Annotated in this window: 18 protein-coding genes; 6 read left to right on the top strand and 12 right to left on the bottom strand. The window is 64.3% G+C overall.

The features are described 5' to 3' along the window. The first annotated feature begins 31 nt into the window (after positions 1-31). Positions 32-1,015 carry a methylmalonyl Co-A mutase-associated GTPase MeaB gene (meaB, locus tag MON38_RS16400; protein WP_241937228.1) on the top strand — a complete coding sequence of 328 codons (984 nt, stop codon included), beginning with the start codon at positions 32-34 and terminating at the stop codon, positions 1,013-1,015. A gap of 139 nt (positions 1,016-1,154) precedes the next feature. On the opposite strand, the gene MON38_RS16395 is transcribed toward meaB, so the two are convergent. After that, the gene (locus tag MON38_RS16395) at positions 1,155-1,634 is read right to left on the bottom strand and encodes a hypothetical protein (RefSeq protein WP_241937227.1); all 480 of its coding nucleotides are present in this window, start codon (positions 1,632-1,634) and stop codon (positions 1,155-1,157) included. Between the two features lie 355 nt (positions 1,635-1,989). Here MON38_RS16395 and MON38_RS16390 point away from each other — a divergent pair, with 355 nt between their 5' ends. The 3 genes from MON38_RS16390 to MON38_RS16380 all read left to right on the top strand — a co-directional run bounded on the left by MON38_RS16390 (position 1,990) and on the right by MON38_RS16380 (position 7,161). After that, the gene (locus MON38_RS16390) at positions 1,990-3,612 is read left to right on the top strand and encodes a S8 family peptidase (RefSeq protein WP_241937226.1); all 1,623 of its coding nucleotides are present in this window, start codon (positions 1,990-1,992) and stop codon (positions 3,610-3,612) included. A gap of 181 nt (positions 3,613-3,793) precedes the next feature. Further along, on the top strand, positions 3,794-6,718 hold the full coding sequence (locus MON38_RS16385) for a PAS domain-containing sensor histidine kinase (protein WP_241937225.1): 2,925 nt from the start codon (positions 3,794-3,796) through the stop codon (positions 6,716-6,718). 26 nt (positions 6,719-6,744) lie between these two features. Continuing rightward, entirely contained in the window at positions 6,745-7,161 is a 417-nt protein-coding gene (locus tag MON38_RS16380) for a response regulator (RefSeq protein WP_241937224.1), read from the top strand. A gap of 138 nt (positions 7,162-7,299) precedes the next feature. On the opposite strand, the gene MON38_RS16375 is transcribed toward MON38_RS16380, so the two are convergent. The 6 genes from MON38_RS16375 to MON38_RS16350 form a co-directional block, all read right to left on the bottom strand. After that, a complete protein-coding gene (locus MON38_RS16375; RefSeq protein ID WP_241937223.1) occupies positions 7,300-9,921 on the bottom strand; it encodes a DUF5916 domain-containing protein in 2,622 nt (873 codons plus the stop codon). A gap of 268 nt (positions 9,922-10,189) precedes the next feature. After that, positions 10,190-13,186 carry a M56 family metallopeptidase gene (locus MON38_RS16370; RefSeq protein ID WP_241937222.1) on the bottom strand — a complete coding sequence of 999 codons (2,997 nt, stop codon included), beginning with the start codon at positions 13,184-13,186 and terminating at the stop codon, positions 10,190-10,192. Next, positions 13,173-13,598 (bottom strand): BlaI/MecI/CopY family transcriptional regulator, encoded by a 426-nt coding sequence (locus MON38_RS16365; RefSeq protein ID WP_241937221.1) that lies wholly within the window; start codon positions 13,596-13,598, stop codon positions 13,173-13,175. Before MON38_RS16365 ends, MON38_RS16370 begins: the two co-directional genes overlap by 14 nt. A 294-nt stretch (positions 13,599-13,892) precedes the next feature. Then, positions 13,893-14,261, bottom strand: a complete 369-nt coding sequence (gene folB / locus MON38_RS16360) for a dihydroneopterin aldolase (RefSeq protein WP_241937220.1) — start codon at positions 14,259-14,261, stop codon at positions 13,893-13,895. 171 nt (positions 14,262-14,432) lie between these two features. Continuing rightward, entirely contained in the window at positions 14,433-15,512 is a 1,080-nt protein-coding gene (locus MON38_RS16355; protein ID WP_241937219.1) for a DivIVA domain-containing protein, read from the bottom strand. A 93-nt stretch (positions 15,513-15,605) separates the two neighbouring features. Further along, entirely contained in the window at positions 15,606-16,532 is a 927-nt protein-coding gene (locus MON38_RS16350) for a WD40 repeat domain-containing protein (protein WP_241937218.1), read from the bottom strand. Positions 16,533-16,658: 126 nt separating this feature from the next. Between MON38_RS16350 and MON38_RS16345 the strand changes: the two genes are divergently transcribed. Together MON38_RS16345 and MON38_RS16340 are read left to right on the top strand one after the other, a co-directional pair. Beyond that, entirely contained in the window at positions 16,659-17,342 is a 684-nt protein-coding gene (locus MON38_RS16345; RefSeq protein WP_241937217.1) for a 4'-phosphopantetheinyl transferase superfamily protein, read from the top strand. A gap of 44 nt (positions 17,343-17,386) precedes the next feature. Then, complete coding sequence (locus tag MON38_RS16340) at positions 17,387-17,968, top strand: redoxin domain-containing protein (RefSeq protein WP_241937216.1); 582 nt, start codon at positions 17,387-17,389, stop codon at positions 17,966-17,968. 234 nt (positions 17,969-18,202) lie between these two features. On the opposite strand, the gene MON38_RS16335 is transcribed toward MON38_RS16340, so the two are convergent. From MON38_RS16335 to MON38_RS16315, 5 genes are all read right to left on the bottom strand, one after another. After that, complete coding sequence (locus MON38_RS16335; protein ID WP_241937215.1) at positions 18,203-19,123, bottom strand: helix-turn-helix domain-containing protein; 921 nt, start codon at positions 19,121-19,123, stop codon at positions 18,203-18,205. Positions 19,124-19,272: 149 nt separating this feature from the next. Next, positions 19,273-20,160, bottom strand: coding sequence for an alpha/beta hydrolase family protein (locus MON38_RS16330; RefSeq protein ID WP_241937214.1), 888 nt, complete (start codon positions 20,158-20,160; stop codon positions 19,273-19,275). A 225-nt stretch (positions 20,161-20,385) separates the two neighbouring features. Then, on the bottom strand, positions 20,386-21,384 hold the full coding sequence (locus MON38_RS16325) for an aldo/keto reductase (protein WP_241937213.1): 999 nt from the start codon (positions 21,382-21,384) through the stop codon (positions 20,386-20,388). 99 nt (positions 21,385-21,483) lie between these two features. After that, the gene (locus tag MON38_RS16320) at positions 21,484-22,527 is read right to left on the bottom strand and encodes an aldo/keto reductase (RefSeq protein ID WP_241937212.1); all 1,044 of its coding nucleotides are present in this window, start codon (positions 22,525-22,527) and stop codon (positions 21,484-21,486) included. A 206-nt stretch (positions 22,528-22,733) separates the two neighbouring features. Next, entirely contained in the window at positions 22,734-23,660 is a 927-nt protein-coding gene (locus tag MON38_RS16315) for a transglutaminase-like domain-containing protein (protein ID WP_338423783.1), read from the bottom strand. Between the last annotated feature and the right edge of the window lie 86 nt (positions 23,661-23,746).

The following is a 23,746-nucleotide window of genomic DNA, read 5'->3' as shown; positions in this document are numbered from 1 at the left end:
TTGCAATCCGACGCTAAGCCCAATTATTCCCTTGCCACCCTCCCGCCTTTCCGCCGCCGAGTACGCCGCCGGCATCCGGGCCGGCTCCCGCACCGTGCTGGGCCGCGCCATCACGCTGGTCGAAAGCACTCTACCCTCTGACCAGGCCCTGGCCCAGCAGGTGCTGCAGGAAATATTGCCCGACACCGGCCGCAGCCTGCGCGTGGGCATCACGGGCGTGCCGGGCGTGGGCAAAAGCACGTTTATCGAGGCGCTGGGCCGGCATTTGGTGGAGGAAAAGGGCCTCAAGCTGGCCGTGCTGGCCGTGGACCCCAGCAGCCAGCGCGGCGGCGGCAGCATTCTGGGCGACAAAACGCGCATGCCCTGGCTGGCGGCCCAGCCGGCGGCCTTCATCCGGCCTTCGCCCGCCGGGCGCAGCCTGGGGGGCGTGGCCCGCGCCACCCGCGAGGCCCTGTTGCTGTGCGAAGCCGCTGGCCACGACGTCATCATTGTCGAAACCGTGGGCGTGGGCCAGTCCGAAACTACCGTGCACGGTCTCGTCGATTTTTTCCTGCTGCTGATGCTGGCCGGGGCCGGCGACGAGTTGCAGGGCGTGAAGCGCGGCATTATGGAAATGGCCGACGCGCTGTGCATCACCAAAGCCGACCACGGCAACGAGCAGGCCGCCCGCCGCGCCCGCGTCGACTACCAGAGCGCGCTGCATCTGTTCCCGGCCCCGCCCTCGGGCCAGACCGTGCCGGTGCTGCTCACCTCCGCGGTGGCCGGCACCGGCATCGCCGAGGTGTGGCAAACCATCGAAGCCTACGCTGCCGCCACCCAGGCCAGCGGCTACTTTGCGCAGCGGCGGCAGCAGCAGCAGCTCCAGTGGCTGCACCAAAGCGTGGCTCAGGCCTTGGAAGCGCGTTTTTATGCCAACCCGGTCGTGCGCGAGCGGCTCCCCGCAGTGCAGGCGGCGGTGGCGAGCGGGCAGCTCACGCCGTGGGCCGCGGCGGAGGAGCTGCTAGGGCAGCAGTGAGTCTTAGGTTTAGAACGTCATGCTGAGCGCAGCCGAAGCATCTCTACTGCACAATGCAATCCAATTAAATGGTTTACTACTGCGGTAGAGATGCTTCGGCTGCGCTCAGCATGACGTTCTACATGCCACTCCACGAAACCTACAGCCGGGCCGTTGCCAGTCCGCTTTCGACGCGGTGCGTGGTAGTTTCGCGCACGGCAATAGTGGGCTTGCCGGCTGCATTGGCGGCCACCTGCACGGCGTAGCGGTACCGGTCGCGCCCCACGCGCAACGACACGGCATAGGAGCCGGCTGGCAGCTTATCGAACAGAAGGCGGGTGCCGTAGGCGGCTTCGCGGTGGATTTCGCTGAGCACCAATTCGCCGTTGTTCAGATTCAGCACGGCGAGGTAAACCGGCCGCATGGTTGGATTATCAAAGCGCAGGCGTAGGCTTGAGGCATCGGGTTGGCTCATTTGCACGGCGGGCTGCTGGGTCTGGGCTGCTGCAGTCGATATTACGCCGAAGATGGCGGTCAGCAAACTCAGCCGCAGCGCAGGTACGATGCGACGGTTCGAGCGGCTGGCAGCAAGGTTTTCGGGCGCAAGCGTGGCGGGACGGAGGTTGGCAAAACGATTCATACTAGTGGAGAAAAAAGGAGATGGAAGAAGGAAAACCCCGGACCGGACTGGAATCCCGCCGCTGTTCGTGTCCGGTTTCGAGCAGTAGCGGGCCGGGGACATCAATAGTATTTCCAGCAGCGTGCCATTTTTTCAATATGCTGATTATCAATAATTAATATCTAAAAATCAGCATTATGCCTTTTCATAAATCGTCCGCCATCGGCCAGGTGCCCGGTTCCGAACAATGCCCAGACGAAAACCCCGCGCATTGGCTTTTTTTCCGGTCTTTCGCGGCGAATGAATAGCTTCGTCGCGGGCTTTATCTTCGCTGCCAGGCCGCGCCGGCCTGCGGCTGCTTTTCCCTTGCTTTCTCATGCCTCTCCCCTTCTCCCGCCTCGCCCTGCTGGGCCTGCTCTCCTTCGCCTCCCTCGCCGCCCGCGCCCAGTCGCCGCTCACGCCCGAGCAGATTCGCCGCTGGCAGCACCTCGACTTGCAGGCCGACGGCGTACCCGGCATCAGCGCCGACCGGGCGTACCGGGAGCTGCTGGCGGGCCGCACCGCCACGCCCGTGCTGGTGGCCGTCATTGACTCGGGCATCGACTCGACCCACCAGGATTTGAAGCCAATTTTCTGGCGCAACCTGCGCGAAGTGGCTGGCAACGGCCTCGACGACGACCACAACGGCTACGCCGACGACGTGCGCGGCTGGAGCTTCCTGGGCGGGGCCGACGGCCGCAACATCGCCGTGGAAACCTTAGAGCAGACGCGCATCTACGCTCGCTACCGAGCCCAGTTCGAGGGCAAGACGCGCAAGCAGGTGCCCGCTGCCGAGCGCGCCAACTTCGACCTCTACGAGCGTGCCAAGGCCTCTTATGAGAAAGACAAGCAGGCCGAGCAGGCCCGCTACGCCCGCATGACCGACGCGCAAACCCAGAACGCGGCCGTATTCGACCGCCTGAAGCAGGCGCTGGGCACGGCCGCGCTCGATTCGGCCACGCTGCGCACCGCCGCCGCCACCCGCCCCGAGCTGAGTGCCGAAGCCGGAGCCGTGTACGCCTATCTGCGCCGCGCCGGCCTGGGCAGCGCCGATGAAGCCGCCAAAAGCCTGACCGAAGCCGTGGACCGCTCCCGCAAGCGCCTCGACATGAGCCTGAACCCCGACTACAACCCGCGCGCCCTGGTGGGCGACCACGTCGACGACCTTACCGAAACCCGCTACGGCAACCCCGACACCCAGGGCCCCGACGCCAGCCACGGCACGCACTGCGCGGGCATCATCGGCGGCCTGCGCGGCAACGGGCGCGGGGCCGACGGCGTGGCCGGGGCCGTGCGCATCATGGGCGTGCGCTCCACGCCCAGCGGCGACGAGCGCGACAAGGACGTGGCCAACTCCATCCGCTACGCCGTGGACAATGGCGCGCAGATTATCAGCATGAGCTTCGGCAAGGACTTTTCGCCCGAGAAAACCGTGGTGGATGCGGCCATGCGCTACGCCGCCCAGAAGGGCGTGCTGCTGGTGCACGCCGCCGGCAACAGCGGCGACAACACCGACCAGACCCCGCATTTCCCCAACACCCAATACCTCAGCGGCGAGGAAATTGCTAACCTGCTGACGGTGGGCGCCAGCAGCCGCCAGAACACGCCGGAGCTGGCCGCCAGCTTCTCGAACTACGGGCGCAAAACCGTGGACGTGTTCGCGCCCGGCGTGGCCATTTATTCGAGTACGCCCGGCAATACCTACTCCACGTTCAGCGGCACGAGCATGGCCGCGCCGGTGGTGGCGGGCGAGGCGGCCGTGCTCAAGGCCTACTTTCCGCAGCTCACGGCGGTGCAGCTCAAGCAGATTATTATGCAGTCGGCGGTGCCCTACCACACCCAGGTGCAGCAGCCGGGCAGCAAAAAGCTGGTCGATTTCGCCACGCTCTCGCGCACCGGCGGCATCGTGAACCTGTACGAAGCCGTGAAGCTGGCCCAGCAAATGACCGCGGCTAAGTAAGTAGCCGCGGGCAGCTTTTTTACGTAAGGCAGCACGACCGTAGTCGCTGCGAACCGGAAACCCAGGAAACGTCGATTACCGCACGTTTCGGCCTTGGCTCGTATCTTCCTAAGGTCGGGTTTACCGGGTGCTCAACCCTGAGACCGCGGCCGGGCAGCGCCGGATTTCTCTTCAATTATTTATGCCTGATTTTACGGTTTCGGCCCTGCCTTCTGCTACTCCGGCGGCCGATGAAATGCTACGCACCGTGCTGGAAGTGGCCCTCACGCCCATTCTGCTGCTGCGCCCGCACTACGCGGCCGAGGGCGGCGAGTTGGCCGACTTCGGGCTCGATTACCTCAACCCCGCCGCGCTGCAGATGGGCGGCTGGCCCGGCCAGCCGGGCGGCACGCTGCAAGGCCACTTCCCGGTTTCCTGGACCAACGGCGTATTCGCGTTTTTCCGGCGCGTGTTCGAGACGGGCGAGGCCGGGCGGCACGATTTCCACTACCAGGCCGAGGGGTTCGACAATTATTTTGAGGTGGCCGCCCGGCGGCAGGGCGAGCAGCTCGTGGCCAGCTTCCTGGACACCGCCAGCCACTCGCGCACCACCGTGGAGGCCGTTCTGCGCGAAAGCCAGGCCCGCGAGCAGGCTGCCCGCGCCGAAGCCGAGCGTCAGCGCGGCGAGCTGGAGCGCGTGTTCGAGCAGGCCCCCATTGCCATTGCCGTGTACCGCGGCCCGAACTACATCATCGAATTGGCCAACCCCACCGTGGCCCGGCTGTGGGGCCGCACCCAGGAGCAGCTTATCGGCAAGGGCTTGTTTGAGGCGCTGCCCGAAGTGGCCGGCATGGGCTACGAACAATTGCTGGATGGCGTGATGGCCACCGGCGTGCCCCACGTGGCCCACGCCATGGAAGCCCAACACGACCGCAACGGCCACCGCGAAACCGTGTACTGGGATTTCGTGTACGTGCCCATGTACGAGGCCGACGGTAGCGTGTACGGGGCCATGGTAGTCGCCACCGAGGTCACCACCCAGGTGCTGGCCCGCCAGCAGATGCAGCAACTCAACGAAGAGCTGGAAATGCGCGTGACGGCCCGCTCGGCCGAAGCCCGCGCCGCCCAGTACGAGGCCGAGCAGCAGCGCGAGCATGCCCGGGCGCAGCAGGCCCTGTTGGGCCTGATTCTGGGCCAGGTGCCAGCGTCCATTGCTACGCTTAGCGGGCCCGAGCACCGTTTTTCGTACTTCAACGAGCCTTACCAGACGCTGGTGGCCGGCCGCGCCGTGCTGGGCCAAACCGTGGCCGAAGCCCTGCCCGAAGTGGCCGAACAAGGCTTTATCAGCCTGCTCGACCAGGTGTACAGCACCGGGCAGCCCTTCATCGGCACCGAAACGCTGGCCCTGCTCCACAACCCGATTACCGGCCAGGACGAGCAGCGCTACATCGACCTGCTCTACCAGCCCCTCTTCGACGCGCAGCAGCAGCCACAGGGCATTCTGGCGTTTGTGCTCGATGTGACCGACCGGGTGCGCGCCCGCAAGCAGGCCGAAACCCTGCAAACCGCCATGATGGCCGTGCTGAAGCGCCAGGGCCAGCAGCGGCAGGACCTGTACCAGATTTTCGAGCAGGCCGCGCCGGCCATTGTGCTGCTGCGTGAGCCCAACCACCGCATCGAATACTTCAACCCGGCCTTCGCCGAGCTCTTTCCGCCCGAAGAATGGACCGGCCCGCTCCTGGGCCACACCATTGCCGAGGTGTACCCGCGCATCCGCATGGCCGGCTTGGTGAAGCTGATTGACGAGGTGTTCAACACCGGCGAAAGCCAGACCGTGCTCGACCTGCCGCTGGCCGAGTTGCAGCCCGGCAGCCCGCGCTACGTCACGCTCGCCTACCAGGCCTACCGCGAAGACGGCCGCATCGTGGGCGTGGCCGCCTTTGCCTACGACGTGACCGAGCAGGTGCGCGCCCGCCTGCAGCTCGAAGACCAGCAGGCCGAGCTGCAGCGCATTTTCGAGCAGGCCCCGGTACCCATCACCATTTTGCGCGGCCCCGAGTTCAACATCGAGCTGGCCAACGAGGCCGTGCAGGCCATCTGGCAGCGCCCGGCGGCCCAGGTAATGGGCCGACCCTACTTCGAGGCCCTGCCCGAAACGGCGGGCCAGGGCTTCGAACAGATTTTTGCGGAGGTCATTCGCACCAGCAAGCCGCACTTCGTGACCGAGGCCCCCGTGCAGCTGCCCCAGCTCGGCACCAGCGAAACGCGCCAGGGTTACGTCAACTTCGCGTTTCAGCCGCTGTTCGATGCCCAGCAGCAACCCACCGGCATCATGGCCATGGGCGTGGAAGTGACCGACCAGGTGCGCGCCCGCCAGCAGGTGCAGGCCCTGAACGAGGAAATGCAGGCCACCAACCGCGAGCTGCACGACACCAACCAGCGCCTCTCGCGCACCAATGCCGACCTCGACACCTTCGTGTACACGGCCTCGCACGACCTCAAAGCGCCCATCGCCAACATCGAAGGCTTGCTGAATGCCCTGCGCCACGACCTGCCCACCGAGGTGATGCAAGGCCGCCTCGTGCCCCGCCTCCTCAACCTGATGGAGGGCTCGGTGGCGCGCTTCCAGCAAACCATTGGCCACCTCACCGACATTTCGCAGCTGCAGCAGCCCGAAGCCACCGAAACCGTGGACCTGGCCGCCCTCATCCGCAACGTGCAGCTCGATTTGGCCCCGCTCATCGAGGCCGCCTCGGCCAGCCTCACGGTGCAGGTTACCGACTGCGAAACCGTGCGCGTGGCCCCCAAAACCCTGCGCTCGGTGGTGTATAACCTGCTTTCGAACGCCGTGAAATACCGCGCCCCGGGCCGTCCCGCCCAGGTGCAGCTGCGCGCCCATTGTACCGCCCAGCAAGTGGTGCTCGAAGTGCAGGACAACGGCCTCGGCCTGAACGAAACGCAGCAAACGCAGTTATTCGGCATGTTCCGCCGGCTGCACACCCACGTCGAAGGCTCGGGCGTGGGCCTGTTCATGGTGAAGCGCCTGATTGAGAATGCCGGCGGCACCATCGAAGTGCGCAGCCAGCCCGATGCGGGCACGACTTTCACCGTTACCTTGCCCGCTTAGGCCGGCTTTTACCCCTTACTTCCTCCATGGAAAAGCTTTCCAGCGTGCTTCTCGTCGACGATGACACCACCAACAACTTCCTCAACGAGCTCCTGTTCCAGCAGCTCAACGTGACGGACCACCTGCTCACGGCCGAGGACGGGGCGCGGGCGCTCGACATCATCGAAAACACGGCCGGCCCCGACGAGCCCGCCCTCATCCTGCTCGACGTGAACATGCCCGGCATGGGCGGCATCGAGTTTCTGGAGGCCTACCGGCGGCTGCCCAAGGCCCAGCGCGGGGCCACGGTCATCATCATGCTCACCACGACGATGGATGCCCGCGACCTGAGCCGCCTCGAAGAGCTCAACATCGCCGGCCTGGTCAGCAAGCCCCTCACCAAAGAGAAAATCGACAGCATTTTGCAACTGCATTTTCAGCGGCAGCTGCCGGCCGGGGCGTAGGGATGTTGGGTGCTAAGTATTTAGTCCGTCTGTCATCCTGAGCGCAGCGAAGGACCTTATCACGTCAGAACACCTCGTTCGAACGTGATAAGGTCCTTCGCTGCGCTCAGGATGACAGACGGACTCCAATTCAAACCCCTACCCCCGCCGGGGCCGCAGCGCCAGGTAGTCGAGGTAATACAGCACCTTGATGGACACGTTGTTGTTGTGCGGGGTGTTAATAGTGTTGCTCAGGTTATCGAAGTAGAGCGGAGTGGCCTGGTTGGCTTCGAAGCGCGTGGCGCTGGCGTTTTTCCACACGATGCTAACCTGTGAGCCGGGCGCGAACCACCACGAATACACGGCGTCGATGTTGAAGGCATTGAAAGTATTGTCGCGGTTGCGCTGGTAGGCGGGCACGGGGGTTTCGACGCCGCCGGGGCTTAGCTGCGCGTAGTCGCGGTAGTGCACATTGCTCACGTAGTGCCGCAGCCGAATGTTGAACGACATGCGGTTGGTGAAGGTGTAGGTAGCGGTGGCCGTGTTGGTGATGGTGGCCACGTCGCGGCGGCCCAGCAGCGGGTCCACGGTGCGGCCATCGGGCAGGAAGCCGCCGAAGCCCAGGGCGGTGGGCGCGTCGAGCGGGTTGCCGCGGCTCAGCTCGCCGGCGAAGCCAATCTGCTTGATTACCTGATTGAAGCCCAGCGAATACACGAAACTCAGCTTGTCGTTCACGCGGTAGCGCGGGCCCAGCGTGATGGCGTAGGAGTAGCGCCCGGTGCGGTCGCCGTCGGCGGCAAACGTGCGGCCGCCATAGCTCAAATCCCAGGCAAATTTCTTGCGGTAATCGGACGAGAAGTAGCCGTTGAAACCAAAATTGGCGGGCTTGCGCACGTAGTAGCGGCCCAGCGGCTCACGGCGCGGGTCGAAGTAGTCGTGGGTCGTCGGCGAAGCATCCAGGTTGAAGCCCAGCGCCAGAAAGCTCTTGGTGACGGTGGTGTTGAAACCGCCGTAGAAGCCCGCGTCCTGGTACAGCCGGGGCTGCTCCAGCAGCGAGTAGCTGATGCCGGCGAAGGTGTTCAGGCGGTTGAGCTTCCAGAAAGGCTGGTAGATGTTGTAGCCCACGTTGGCCGACTGCGAGATGTTGTTGTTGGCGAAGAGCAGGCCCAAATCGTTGGGGTTGTAGGAATGCGACTCGATGCCGTGGTCGATGTTCCAGGTGAATTTGCCCGAGATTTTACCAAAGTTCAGGTAGTATTTGAAGCCGTCCTGGTCGTCAATCTCCTCGTTTAGCCCGAAGGCCTGGCCCCGGCGGCGCGAATACACCACGCGGCCGTCGAGGGCGTAGCTGTTGGCCTTGTTGGCGAAGCGGAACAGGCCGCCGGTTACGTTGGCGTCGTAGGTGCTGCCGGCGCGGGTCACGTTGGTGTTCACCAGGCTCACGTAGGAGTTGTTTTTCAGGCTCTGGTCGAGCACCACGATGTTGTAGTTGGTAAAGGGCTGGGTCAGCACTTCGCGGCGGGTGCCCGTCAGGCTGTCCTGCACCGTGGCGTACACGTCGTTGCTCAGGGCGTTGAAAATGCCCACGCCCAGCCCCGACGCCGTGCGGCCCGACACTTTCGTCGCATTCAGCAGCCGCGTGATGCCGGGGTTCTGCACCACAAACTCGCCGGGGCGGCGCTTGCCATCCACGCCGATGCTGCTGGCGCGCAGCTGCTGGTCTACCCCATAAAAGCCGATGGGCTGCGCCCCCACCCGGCGCGAGTAAAACAGGCCGCCCTTGTTGAACAGCTCGGTGCCCTCGGTGAAAAAACCCCGGTTTTCGTTGTACTGCACCTCAAAGGGCGAAAGGTTGAGCACCTGGTTGTCGCTCTGCACCTGCCCGAAATCGGGCACCAGCGTGGCATCCAGCGTGAAGCTCTCGTTGATGCCCCACTTCACGTCGGCCCCGCCGTTGAAGCTGGTGGTGTTGTTTTGCTTGCCCTGCTCGTTGTAGGGGTAGTGGTTCACGTAGGTGCTCACGTAGGGCGTGAGGGAGAGGCGCAGCGGCGGCTTGAGGTTGCGCAGGCCCGTGAGCAGGCCCCATTGGTTCACAAACCCGTCGACCTGGGGCCGGATTTCATTCCAGAAAAACTTCTGCCGCGTGATGCGGCGCTGGCGGGCAAAGTTGATGCCCCACACCTGCTCGGCCGCCGCGCTGAAGCGAATGGCCGAAAACGGAATGCGCAGTTCGGCCACCCAGTCGGTGCCGCTCATCACGGCGCGCGATTCCCACACGGCGTTCCACGAGCCGTCTTCGCCGTTGGTGGGCGACTGCCGGGCATCGACCTGCACCCCGCCCGAGCTCACTAGAAACTCGTAGCCGTTGAGGTGGTCGTTGTAGGTGTCGATGAACACGCCAAACCAGTCGGTGTTGCCAAAATCGTCGCGGGCGCTGAGCTGGTGCAGAATTGAATCCGGCGACACGTCGTGCATCACCGCGCCAATGTAGAGCGCCGCGTCGTCGTAGAGCACACGCACTTCGGTTTTATGCTTTTCGATGGGGCCCGGCTTGGGCTCCAGCTCGTAGAAATCGGTGGCCACGGGGGCCGTCTGCCACACGGCTTCGTCGAGCACGCCGTCCATTTTGGGGGCCGCGGTGCTCAGGCGCACGGCTTGCAGTTCGCGCTTGGGCGCGGGCTTGGCCAGGTTGGTTTGGGTAGCGGCGGGGGCGGCCGGCGTCTGGGCGTAGGTCAGCCCCGCCAGGCACATCAGCCAACAAATAAGTAAGAAACGGTACATATACTTACTTCGAATAAAAGACCTTCGAAGGGGCCAAGAGATGCAGAGACAGAGCCAATAGTTGCTTGCCGCGGGCCAGAATTCACAGTTTATTCACGGCCGCCGCCGCGGCTGCCCCTGTTTGGGCGGTGGAGTGCTCGGGGTACCGGCGGCACGGCGTTCCGTTACAGCCCGAGCCTTTTTTTTTCGTACGCCCCCGACCCGGCACGCACGCAAAAGGCCGGCTTCCCTCGCAGAAAACCGGCCTTGCGTCGCTCCTTCGCCCGGGCTAGTCTTCCTGGGTCGAAATCATCACGTTGAAGTTCTTGCCGTCGGTGTGGCCGGTCATTTTCCGGTACTTATCCGCCAGCGCATCGGGCTGCTTTTTGCCGTTCACCGTCAGCCCCGAAGCGTTGAGCTGGAACTGCAGGTTCTTCTCGTCGGCGGCCAGCACACCATCCTTGCGCAGCTCGCGCCGCAGTTCATCGGAATTGATGCGCGGCGGGCGGGGTGGCGCGGGCGCATCCAGCACCGGCGGGGCCGGTGGGCCCGGGGCCAGCAGGGGCGTAAGCGGAGCCCGGGGCGCCCGCGGCGGCTGGGGCAACCGCGGCGGGCGCGGCCCTGCACTCTGGCTAAAGCTGGTGTTGCTGTCGCCGTTGCGCGTAATCACCATCGCGTCGTTGCCACTCAGCGTACGGCCGGTGGCTTCGGCGTGCAGCTTCAGGTACTTGTCGCGCAGCTTGGCGGGCTGCTCCTTGCCATTCACCGTAAAGCTATTGGGCGTGAGGCGCACCTGATAGTTGTCCTTGTCCTGAATCAACCCATCTTTTTGCAGCTGGTCGGCCAGCGCCTCACTGCGCTTGCGGTCGCGCTCGGCCCGTTCCCGGTCCCGTTCGGCGCGCTCCCGGTCGCGTTCAGCACGTTGTCGGTCCCGGTCGGCACGTTCACGGTCGCGGTCGGCCATTTCCCGGTCGCGCTCGGCACGCTCGCGGTCCTGGCTGGCACTGCCCTGCTCCATTTCCTGCAGCTCGCGCTGCGATTCACGAATGCGCTCCTGCAATTCCCGTTGGTGCTGCTGCAGGTCGCGCTGATGCGCCCGCATTTCCTGCTCGTGCTCGCGCATTTCCTGTTCGTGTTCACGCAGGTCGATGTTCAGATTCATCCCGCCGTTCAGGCGCTGCAGTTGGTTGGTGGCGGGGGCACTTTCGGCTTTTTTGATTTGGGCCCGTACTCTCTCCAGCTCTTTGTTGATTTGCTTGCGCTGCTCGGCATTCAGGCCTTTGGTGGCCGCGGCGGTACGCAGGCCCCGCTCGGCCCCGCGCAGGGCATCCAGCGTGGCGCGGCGGGTTTCGGGGTCCGAGCCGCCGTTGTTGAGGCTTTTAAGGCGGTACACGCGGTTGAGCGACGTGCCCGGTGCCATCCGGAAGGACTTATCGAACTGGTCGCCAAAATCCGGAAAATTGAAGCTGAAATTGTCGTTGCGCTTCAGCTCTCGCTCTACGTCGCGGCGCACGTCGCGCTCTACCTGCCGCCGCACGGTGCGCTCCACTTCGCGGCGCACCAGCGGGTCCAGCTCACCGCCATCGGTGCGGAAGGCAAAGCCACGCACATCGGCCCCGCCGAACGGCGCTACCTGCACCACTTCCACCTGCTGGCCTTTGCCGCCCTTGTTCTTTTTGCCTTTGCCAACAGCCGTTTCCACGTGCTGGCCATTCACCACGAGGTCGGTGAGGCGGCCTTTTTTATCCTTCGTAATCACCACCGTGCCGGGGTTTCCCCGGAAAGTCGCCGGGTTCATTGCGCGGCCATTGATGATGACGCGGCGCTCCCGCCGCCGGCCGGGGCGGCCATCGCGCGGGTCATTGTCGTTGTCGCGGTCGGCACCATCGCGGCGCTCTACAATTACTTCTTCGCGACGTTCCTCCACCGGCGGTGCAGGTGCTGCCGCAGCTTCGGGAGCCAGCGGAGCGGCGGGCGCCGCCGGGGCCGCAGGAGTTGCCGGGGCGGCGGGTGCCACACGAGCGGCGCGCTTGTTGGTGTCGGCCACGCCCGCGGCTTTGGCTGCGGGCGTCGGGCCGGTTTGCCCGGCAGGCTTGGTGCCCTGGCTGCCAGCCAGCGGGCCGGCCAGCGCCACGCTGCCGCCCAGCAGGCCCAGCCCGCCCAGCACCAGTGCGCCAGCCATCAGGCCTTCGGCCAAAGTAGGCGCGGCGGGACGGCGCTGCACCAGCCGCCGCACGCGCAGCAACAGGGCGCCGGGCCGGTTTATGGCAGCCAGGGCCAGGCGCGGCGCAGGAGCTACCACGGCGCTCTGGCTCCACTCGGCCAGGGCCGTGAGGGCGCGGGCCAGCCGGAGCGGGTCGCCGCCCACGAGGTCCGTGGCAGTGTCGTCGCAGCAGTTTTCGCGCTCGGTGCGCACACAGCTGGCCACAAACCACACGGCCGGGTGGTAGAAGAACAGCACCTCGGCCACGGTTTGCAGCAGGTTCACGAGGTAGTCGCGGCGCAGCACGTGGGCCAGCTCATGCGCCAGAATGGCTTCCAGATAAGCCGGCGACAAGCCCGCCACCGTGCCCAGCGGCAGCAAAATGACGGGGCGCACGTGGCCCACCACCAGCGGCACCCGCACCAGCGCCGATTCGAGCAGCGCCACCGGCCGCTTCACGCCGCTGCGGGCGGCCAGCACGGCCAGCCGCTCCTGCCAGGCCGCCGACAGCGGGCGCACCCGGTAGCTGCGCAGGCGCTGCACGTACAGCAGTCCGCCCAACATGCGCAGGCTCATGGCCAGCAGGCCCAGCAGCCAGGCCACCACCAGCAGCGGCAGGTTATTGTCGAAATACCGCAGGCCGGTAGCCAGCCAGTTGGGCGTGGACGCTCGGGCAACCGGACCACCAACCGTAGCTGCTGCCTTGTGTAAGCCCGCCGCATTGGCAGCGGCTGCAACTGGCTTCTCAGCCTCTTTTACAGTCAAGGAAACACGCGTCACAGGAGTTTCAACGTGCTTCAATGGCACCAGTGGCCGTGTTTTGACCGTGCCAGGGCTCAGCAACACGCCTTGCGCCGGGCTCGAGTTGAGATACAACCCGAACGTGATGCCGGCCAGCGCCACCACTACGCCCAGCGCCCCGGCCGAGGCCGCGTAGCGCACTTCGGCCCGCTGCCGGCGCAGCAGCAGCAGTGCCCCGGCCAGCACGGCCGCCACCAGCGCGCCCTGCCACAGCGAGTGCAGCAAGGTCCAGCCCAGAGCCCGCGTGAGAGCAGGCGAAACGAATTGCTCAAGCGTGGTCATCGTCGTCGGAATTAGGAGTGGAATTCTGGATTTCAATGTCATTCAGCAGGCGGCGAATTTGTGCCAGCTCGTCGGCCGAAGTCTGGCGGCTGCCTAGGGCCTGCATCACCAGCTTCAGGGCCGAGCCGCCAAACGTGGCGTCCACAAACTTGTCGAGGAGCAGGCCTTGGGTTTCCTGCTCGCGCACCGCGGCCCGGTACACGTGGCTGCGGTCGGCGTCGTCGCGCCGCACCAGCGCCTTCTCCAGCATCAGCTGCAAAATCTTGAGCGTGGTGGTGTAGCCCACCTCCGCCTGGCGGCGCTGGCTCAGGTGGTCGTTGATGGCCCGCACGGTGGCGGGGCCGTGCTGCCAGAGCACGTGCAGGATTTCCAGCTCGGAATCCGTAGGTTTGGGGGGCGGTGCCTTACTCATAACGAAAGATACGAGGTTACTACGAATTATTTCGTAGGATGAGGCAAAGATTATACGAATACCTTCGTAGTTGCAAGCAACATCTACGAAATAATTCGTATTGCTCTTGCATATTGAATTAAATACCTGATTTAAAGGGGGAATAATTTTATCGCAAAAGCTAAATATTGCTACACGGATGGTGTAGCATTAAGGGCCGGCGCAGTAGTGACTGCTGGCACTGGCTGTCGGGAACCTGCCCGGCCATCGTTCAACGAGAGATGCAAAGTGTTGCGTCTCTACACCATTCTGCTGCTACTTCTGCCGCTCCCGGCGCTTCACCAGCGTAACGCGGGCGCGGTGACAGATGCCGCCCAGCGGCGGGTTGAACTTGCTGACGCTGATTTTCACCTTGCGCACGCCGGGTAGCTCGGCCGTGATGCGGTCGAGCACGCGGTGGGCCACGTGCTCGAGCAGGCGGGCGGGGGCGCGCATTTCCTCGGCCACGAGGCGGTAGAGCACTTCGTAGTTCACCGTCTGCTGTAGCTTATCGGACTCGCCGGCGGCCAGCAAATCGGTTTTGATGTAGAGGTCGACGCCGTACTTGTTGCCGATTTTCTGCTCTTCATCATAGTAGCCGTGGAAGGCAAAAAACTCCAGTCCTTCGAGTGCAATCTGGCCCATGCGGTGAGGTAGTGAGTGGTGAATTAGTGAGTAGTGTCATGCGCCGCCGCTTATCCCCGCGCTGCCGCAAAGGTCGGCGCACAAAAAAGGAAAGCCCGTCCGTAGACAGGCTTTCCAGCTTTTCTTACGCCATAAATCGGCGCAATCCGTCAAATCCGTTAAATCTGCGGTCTAGATTTCATCAAAAAACGACTTCTCCGCTACCGCTGCTTCAGCCGGGGCGGCCGACATGCCCGGCTGGCCGGGGTGCGTAACGGGCGAGGGCTGGTTGATTTCGGGGTGGTTGGGCGTTACGGGCTGGATGTCCGGCGCAGCGGGCTGCACGTAGGGCGGGTTGGGCTCGGGCACCTGCGAGGGTGCGGGTGGGTCGATGTGCGGGGCGGGCGAGATGCCGGGGTTTTCGGCCGGAGCACCGGGGCGCTCAATTTCGGGGCGCGGCGCTTCGGCGGGCGCGCCGGGGTTGGGCTCCTGGCCGGGGTCGGGCTGCTGGCCGGGCTTGGGGTTGTAGCCGGTGGTCTGGGCGGCGCGTTCCAGCGTTTCCTCGGCGCGGCCGAAACGGCCGGGCGCGAACGAAGCGGGCGTAGCAGCAGCCACGGCGGCGGCCGACGAAACAGCGGAAGAAGTAGTTACCTGCATGGCGGAAGGAGTTTCGGGCGTGGGTTCGGCGGCCGAATCTTTCGGCCGCTCTACCTGTACGCGGGCGGCGCGCGAAAGGATGGCCGCCGTGCCGCCCTTGGGCCGCGTGCGGGCTTTCTCCACCTTCTCCAGCGCGTCGGAGGCCAAGTGGTGCAGGTCGCGCACGAGGCTGTCGAGCTGCTGCTCGAGGCGCTGGCATTCCTGGCCCAGGCCGCCGACCTCACGCTGCATATCGGCCACGGTTTTTTCGGCCTGCTGGTAGGCGCCATCCACCACTTCGCGGGCGCGCTGGCGGGCTTCGCTCAGGATGCCTTCGGCCTGAAACTGGGCCTCGCGGATGCGCAGGTCGGCTTCGCGCTGGGCCTGTTCGGTGATGTTGTTGCCGGTGTCCTCGGCGGTTTTCAGCGTACGGTAGAGGCTGCTTTCTACTTCGCGCATCTTCTGCACGTCCTGCTGGGCGTGTTCGAGCTTGAGGCGCAGTTCGCGGTTTTCGTCGCCCATGCGCTCCCACTGCTGCGACACGGTGGTAAGGAAGGCCTGTACCTCGTCCCTATCAACCCCACGGAAGGATTTTTCAAACGTTTTCTGGCGGATATCGAGGGCGGTGAGTTTCATTTCTTAGTTGTCAGTTGTTCGTTGTCAGTTATCAGTCTCTTCGCCTCAGTCGGGGATTTTAACCCCTAACAACTGACAACGAACAACTGACAACTACACCTCTAATTGCCAAACGGCCAGGCTACGGTCGTCGCTACACGAAACTAGCCGGTTTTCGGTGCCCGGCCAAACCAGCCGGTTCACCGACGTGCCGTGCCCGGCCGAGCGGGCGCGGTCGAGCACGCGCAGCAGCGTGAGGGTGGCCGCATCCCAAAGCTTGATGCTTTTATCGAGGCTGCACGAGGCCAGGTAGCGGCCATCGGGGCTAAAAGCCAGGTGGTTGATGGTGTACATGTGGGCCGGCACGGTGTCAATCAGCGCGTAGCCGGCGGCCACGTCCCAGCGCCGAATCTGAGCATCGCGCCCGGCCGTGAGCAGGTGTGCGCCATCGGGCGAAAAGGCCACCGAGAACACTGAATTGGTGCTTTCGCCCAGCGTGAATTTGGTTTCGAGCGAATCCAGGTCCAGTACGCGCGTCAGGTGGTCGGAGCTGCCGATGACCAACTCGCCGCGCCCTTCGTGCAGCACCAGCGTGCGCAGGCTTCTGTCGGTGATGCGCAGCAGCTTTTCAAGCCGGAAATCGGGCAGGCGCAACACCGCCAGCGTGCCATCGGCCAGGCCCGCGTAGAGCCGCTGGCGGCTGGCCGAAAACACGATTTCGAAGATGGCCACCGGCGGCAGGGCCGTGGCGTGGGCCAGCGCCTTCCCACGCAAATCGATGGCCTGAATGCCCTGGAAATTGTGCCCCAGCACCAGCAAATCCAGCTCCGGCAGGTGGCGCAGGGCGTACACCGAGTTCTGCACGCGGGCCAGCAGCTCGCCGTCGCGCTCCGGCTCGGCGGCATCCCAGCCCACCACCATGCCGTCGGCACTGCCCGAGAAAACGCGGCTGCCGGAGCCACCCGTGAGGGCATACACGGCATCGCGGTGGCCGGCGAGGGTGGCAATTCGGGTAACGGGCGGGCGGAAGATTTCGGACATATCGGGTGGCGCAAAGGTAGCTTCGTGGATAGTTGTCAGTTGTTCGTTGTCAGTTGTCAGGTTTAAGAATGCCTATTTTGACTGCTGCTCTGACAACTGATAACGAACAACTGACAACTAAGACCCATGCCCCTGCACTCCGTCCAGCGCCTCTCCCCTACCGCCGTGCTGGGCCTCTGGCACCTCACCGAAACGCCCGAAGCCCTCTGGGCCGGCCTGCCCAACGCGGCCACGTACCAGCCGCTGCTGCCCGCCCGCGCCGACGCCCGGCGCGAGGCGCAGTGGCTGGCGGGGCGGCGGCTGGCGCACGCGCTGTTTGGCGAGCTGCCCACGCCCCTGCCGCCCGAAACGCTGGTGCAGAACGACGCCACCGGCCGGCCCTGGCTACTCGGCGCGCCGGCCGATACGGTCGTGTCGCTGTCGCACTCGGGCGAGTGGGCGGCGGCGGTGCTGGCTCAGGGCGGCCGCGCCGGGGTCGACATCGAGCTCATCCGCGACAAAGCCCAGCGGCTGGCCGGAAAATTTCTGGCCGAAAACGAGTGGAACCACGCCCGCGCCGCCACCGCTGATATTGCCCCCGACGCGCATTATTCCCTGCTCTGGAGTGCTAAAGAGGCCCTTTACAAGCTGGCGGCGCAGCGCGGCATTATCTTCCGCCAACAGCTGCTGCTGCACGAATTCAGCCCCGCAACATCCGGCGAAATCCCGGCTACGTTAGTGCTGGGCGGGGCCGAGACGCGGCACCGCATTTGCTATACCCAGCCCGCGCCCGGCTACGTGCTCACGTACTGCCACGAATCGGCCGGGTAGCCGCGCGCCTGTTGCGCCGCGCCGTTTTGTCTTACCTTACCGCCATGTCTTTCCGTCGCATTTCTATTCTTACTGCCGTAGCCATGTTGGCCGTGACCCTCGCCGTGGGCGTGGCCCGCGCCCAGGGCGGCGGCACCGTGTCCGATTTCACCCTGAAAACCGCCGCTAACGCCGACGTAGCCCTGAAAAGCTACGCCAAGGACAAGGCCGTGGTGGTGGTGTTTCTGAACCCGGCCTGCGCCTTTTCGCGCCTCTACCAGGAGCGGCTGGCCTCGCTCAGCAGCGCCTACCGGGGCCGGGGCGTGCAGTTTCTGTTCATCAACGTGCCCATCAACCTCGACGCGCCCGGCACCGCTGCCCCCGGCGAAGTCGAGCTGCCTACCCTCACCGATGCCAGCCAGCAGGTGGCCGGCCTGCTCGGTGTGACGAAAACCGCCGAAGCCGTGGTGCTGGAGCCCGCCGCCGGTGGCTTCGCCATCCGCTACCGCGGCGCTATCGACGATAACCCGCAGGTGGCCGGCAGCGTGCAGCAGCATTATTTGCAACAGGTACTCGATAACGTGCTGGCCGGCCGCCCCGCCGGCGTGGCCGATAAGCGCGCCGCCGGGTGCTTGATTAAGCGGTAGAAGCGACGTCTGTCATTGCGAGTGGAGCGCAGGGCAACGCGCAATCCGTCCTGTCAAAACCAGACGCATTCTTTTAATACAGAAAGCCCCTACACTGCACAGTGCCGGGGCTTTTTATGTTAATCGAGAACGATGCAGGGGCGGGGCCTGCCCCTGCCCGGACGTTCGCACCGTTGCAACGGTTCCGTTCAACGGCGGGCGGGGGCAGGCCCCGCCCCTACATCGTTCAGACGGTTACTGCGCCGAAAACCGAAAGGCGGCCGGCGTGAGCCCGGTTTTGCTTTTGAAGAGGCGGGTGAAATACTGCGGATACTCAAACCCCAGTTGAAACGCGGTTTCGTTGATGGTGAGCGAGGTGGTGAGCAGCAGGCGCTTGGCTTTCTCGATAAGAGCCTGGTGGAGGTGCTGCTGGGTGGTCTGGCCGGTGAGGGTGCGCAGCATGTCGCTGAGGTAGGCGGGCGACACGTGCAGGGCATCGGCGAAGTGCTGCACGGTGGGCAGGGGCTGCTCGGTATCGGCGGCGAAGTAGTGGGTTAGCAGGTTTTCGAAGCGGCTGAGCAGGTCGTGCTCAACCGTGCGACGGGTGAGGAACTGACGGTGGTAGAAGCGGTTGGCGTAGTTGAGCAGCACATCGAGCTGGGCCACCAGCACGTCCTGGCTGAAGGCATCGATGGGCCGACCGTATTCGGCCCGAATGTTATCCAGCAGTGCATCCAGAGCCATTTCTTCCTGGGCCGAGAGGTGTAGCGCCTCGTGCACGGCGTAGGAAAAGAAGCCGTAGCCGGCAATTTTCTGGCCCAACGGGTACTTGCGCAGCAGGTCGGGGTGAAACACCACCATCCAGCCGCTGATTTGGGAAATATCCAGCGTGGCATCGATGGCAAACACCTGGCCGGGGGCCTGAAAACCCATTACGCCCTCGCCAAAATCGTAGTTCTGGTGGCCGTAGTGCACCTTGCCCTTCAGGTTTTTCTTGACCCAGACGGTGTAGAACTGCTGGAGCACCGGCGTCAGCTTTTCGGGCAATACGTTGCCGCGGGTCTGCTCCAGGTCGATAACCGTGAGCAGCGGGTGGGCCGGCGCGGGCAGCCCACACAGGCGGGTGTAGTCCGTCACGGTTTCAAGGATGCGGATTTCGGCGGGCGGCTGTTTCATAGATGGTTTTGTTTTCTTCTGTCATCCTGAGCAGCGCGAAGGACCTTATCACGTCGAAACAGTTCGCTGTAATTCTAACGGCGCTAACGTGATAAGGTCCTTCGTCTCTGCTTAATGCGCAGAGTGCTCAGGATGACAGGTTACTACCGTTACCCAGCAACTGGCAGCGGCAGCTGCTGCCTCAGAAACGCCAGAATCTCGACTTGCATTTCCGTCTGAAACCGCGCCCGATCGAACCCCGGCGGGTCCTGCGAGGGCGGGAAGGCCGGACCGGTGCGCTCGGGTGGAAACGGGCTGAAAAAGGAATAATGGCCAGCGTTTTCGACAACGCGGTGGGTTACCTGGTCGCGGTCGGCCACGCCGGTCAGGACGATTTGGGCGTGGAAATTGGGCGTCCATTCGTCCTTTTCGCCCATCATGAGCAGGATGGGCACCCGCACGTTGCGCAAGGCTTCGGCCGCCCGGTACCACACGGTGGCCGGGGCCAGCAGCACCAGCGCCCGCACCCGCGCATCGGGCACCACCGGGATAGGCTGCGGCGTGCCATCGGCGTGCTCGTGCGGGAGCGAGCCGGGCTGCCCGCCGGCCAACGCCAAGGCCGTGTAGCCGCCCAGCGAATGCCCAATCACTGCCACCCAATCGGGCCGTAGCGCCGCCCCAAATTCGGCCAGCAGGCTATCAATGGCCAGGCTGAGGTGGCGCGGCCGGGCCACGAGGTTGTCGGGGGTGTTGTGCCAGGAATTGTCGTCGCGGTGGTTGGCGTGGTGCCGTACCAAGCCCACCACAAAGCCGTGGCGGGCCAGAAAATGCGCCAGCAGCCGGTGCGTGAGCGGCGTGCCGCCAGTACCGTGCGAAATCAGCACCAGCGGAAACGGGCTGGGCGCGATGGGCGCATCAAGCGCTACGTCGAGCATGTAAGGGCCAATGGATTCGGGCCGGCCGGGCATGCCGGTGGGGTACAGCACCAGCAGCGGGAAGGTCAGGTTCAGAGCCGCATCGGCGATTCCAAGGGTGCGGCAGCCTACAAAGTCGGACATGGGTTGAGGGGATGGCGAGAGGGCAAACTTAGCGCGTATTGGGGCCGTCGCTCCGTAACATAGTATGTCATGCTGAGCGCAGTCGAAGCATCTCGCGTGCTACTACTAACCCTTTTTCAACAATAGTCGGCATAGCCAACGCTTGGATTAGTGCCACGTGCGAGATGCTTCGGCTGCGCTCAGCATGACGTTTTTGTTTTAACCGTTCTGAACCTCTTCAACACCTTAAAACCCTTCCGGGTAGGCCGCGCCCGCTGAGCTGCCCACCGGCATAATGGCTTCCAGCTCGGCCAATTCAGCCGGGCTCAATACCATGCTGGCAGCGGCCACGTTCTGCTCCAGGTACTTGCGGCGCTTGGTGCCGGGAATAGCCACCACGCCCTGCGCCAGCACCCAGGCCAGGGCCAGCTGCGCGGCGGTCACGCCTTTGGCCTGGGCCAGGGCTTGCAGCTTCTCCACCAGCGCCAGGTTTTTGTAGAAGTTCTCGCCCTGGTAGCGCGGAAACCAGCGGCGCGAGTCGTTGGGCTCGAAGTCGTCGGGGGTTTTGATATCGCCCGACAAAAAGCCCCGGCCCAGCGGCGAATAGCCTACGAAGCCAATGCCCAGCTCGCGCGCGGCCTGCAACGCGCCGGTTTCCTCCACGCCCCTGTCGAAGAGCGAATACTCGGTTTGCAGGGCCGTGATGGGGTGCACGGCGTGCGCCCGGCGCAGGATGTCGCCCGACACTTCGCTCAGGCCCAGGAAGCGCACTTTGCCTTCCTCCACGAAGCGGCTCATCATGCCCACGCTGTCTTCGATGGGCGTTTCAGGGTCGAGGCGGTGCAGGTAGTAGAGGTCCACGTAATCGGTGCCCAGGTTGCGCAGCGAGCGTTCGATGGACTTGCGGGCGTACTCGGGCCGGCCGTTCAGCTTGCCCGTGAACTTCTCCTCGTCGCTCACCTCGAAGCCGAATTTGGTGGCCAGAATGATGTCGGCGCGGCGGCCGGGCAGCACTTTGGCCACCAGCCGCTCGTTCAGCATCGGGCCGTAAAGGTCGGCGGTGTCGAGCAGGTTGATGCCCAACTCCAGGGCGCGGTGCAGGGTGGCCAGGCTCTCGGTTTCGTCGGCCTCGCCGTACACACTCATGCCGTCGATGCCGGCCGTCATGCCCATGCAGCCCAGGCCTTCCACGGGCACTTCCAGCCCCTGGCTGCCGAGGGCCACGCGTTTGATTTCAGTTGTCATGTTGCGGTTGGTTTTGATGGGGTTTTGATGCCTCAAAGGTCCGGTGCACCCACCGCGGCTGGCCTATACAAAACTCCGTTTCTACAACACAAAACGCCGCTACTGCCAACCCTGTACGCTGCCGCCGCCAAACACGGCACGCTTCAGCATCGGCCATATCCGGTCCTGAAACGGGTCGAGAATGCTGGCATCGTCCAGAGTCTGCAGCTGCGCGGGGCTGAGCTGAATTTCGAGCGATGCCAGGCTGTCATATAGCTGCGCTACTTTGCTGGCCCCCACAATCAGCGAGCTGATGCCGGGCTGAGCGGCGGCCCAGGCCAGCGCCACCTGCGCCAGCGGGCGCCCCAGCTCGGCCGCTACCGGCCGCAACGCCTCCAGCACGCGCCAGTTGTGGTCGGTGAATTTCATATTGCCGAAGGGGTTGGGGCCGGTGAGGCGGCCTGCGCCGCTGGCACCGCTGCCTTCGCGCTCGTACTTGCCGGCCAGGAAACCGGCCGCCAGCGGGCTCCAGGGCGTGATGCCCAGTCCCATTTCCAGAGCGGCTGGCACGTGCTCGGCTTCGATGCGGCGGGCCACCAGCGAGTATTCCATTTGCAGGGCCACGGGCCCGGGCACGCCGTGGGCAGCGGCCAGCGTGGCCGCTTTGGTGGCGTACCAGGCCGGCACGTTGCTGAAACCGAAGTAGCGGATGCGGCCCGCCCGCACGAGGTCGCCCAGGGTTTGCAGCACTTCTTCCACGGGCGTCACGCCGTCGTAGGCGTGCAGCCAGTAGAGGTCGGCGTAGTCGGTTTGGAGGCGGCGCAGCGAGCCTTCGAGCGCGCGGTGGATGTTTTTGCGGCCGTTGCCGCCCACGTTGGGGTTGCCGGCCTGCCCGCCGAAGCTGAACTTGGTGGCCAGCACCATTTGGTCGCGCATGCTGCGCCGGGCGATGTAGCCACCCAGCATTTCCTCGCTTTGGCCGCCCGAATACACGTCGGCCGTATCCACAAAATTGCCGCCGGCGTCCACGTAGGCATTGAAAACGGCTTCGGACACGTCGTCGCCCGAGCCCCAGCGCGGGGTGCCAAAAGTCATGGTGCCCAGCGCCAGCGGGCTAACCACCAAGCCGGAGCGGCCCAGGGTGCGGAAATCGGTGAGCTTCATCGGGAACCGGAGATTATGGCTGAGGCAGAGGTGCTTCGGCTACTGAACACGCAGTGTCCCACAAAGGTCTTAGGCCGGGACGCGGCCAGGGCTACACAAACCGACGTTTGTGCAACACAAAACGAAGTAGGGTGCGGGGCTTGCCCCCACCCGTCGTTGAACGTCCGCGTTGTAACGGTTCGACCGGGCGGGGGCAAGCCCCGCCCCTACTCCAGAATGCTCAGCAGCACCGCTACTTCGGCGGCTTTCACCGGCTCCTGCAGGCGCTCGAAGCTCATTTGCAGGTTGCGCATGGCGCGGCGTACAATGTCGAGGTGCGAGCAGGGCTCGAAGAAAATAGGGTTCGGCGTGATGTTGAGTTGGGCCACGTAGTGCTCAATATCGGTGCGCGAAAGCACCAGGCCGCGGTTGTAGCAGTTGATGTAGAACGGCTCGGCGCCCGGCAGCTCGGGGCGGAAGGTGAGCACGAACAAGTTGGGCAGATTCACCCCAAAAACGGGCAGTTTCAGACGCTGCGCCACCAGCAGGTAAATCACGCACAGCGTGAGCGGATTGCCGCGCTTGGTTTCAATCACGCGCTGCAGCATGGAGTTGGCCGGCGAGTGGAAATGCTGGGTATTGGCCGCGAATTTGTGCGTCCGGAACATCACGTAGTTCAACGTCTGGACCTGGTCGGCGGGGTGCATTTCGGGGCGCAGGGCCGTCCAGGCCTCGAAGCGGAGCTGCTCGATGGCACGGTTCAGCGCCTGGTAGTCGGCATCCGGGTATTGGTAGGTATTCAGCAGCCACATGCCTTCGAGCAGGTCGGTAGCGCCGGCTTCGCGCCACACTTTGAGGCGCTGCTGCAGGCCCTCAAACTGCAGGTGGTGAATCAAATCCTCGAGCCGATGCTGCTGCTGGCCGTCGAGGGTTTCCTCCCACGACTCCTCCAGAAAGGGAATGATGCTCTCGCCCAGGTTCTGAATTTTATCCTGGATTTGCGGCGCGATTTCCGGGTCGTCGAGCAGCGAGATAAGGGCTTTGATTTCTTTGTTGGTCATTGGATGCGAAACGGCCGCCGCTAGGGTTGCGGGGCCGAATTTAACACGCAGCAGGGCCTTTTGGGTTTCGTTGAAGCTGCGATTAACCGTCATGCAGAGCGCAGCGAAGCATCTTGCCCGCCCCAGTAAACCTTTTGGTTGGATTAGTGGTGGCGGGCAAGATGCTTCGCTGCGCTCTG

This window comes from Hymenobacter cyanobacteriorum (assembly GCF_022631375.1).
Lineage (GTDB): Bacteria > Bacteroidota > Bacteroidia > Cytophagales > Hymenobacteraceae > Hymenobacter > Hymenobacter cyanobacteriorum.
Note: the sequence above shows the minus strand (reverse complement) of the source record. Positions and strands in the feature narration are given on the sequence as shown.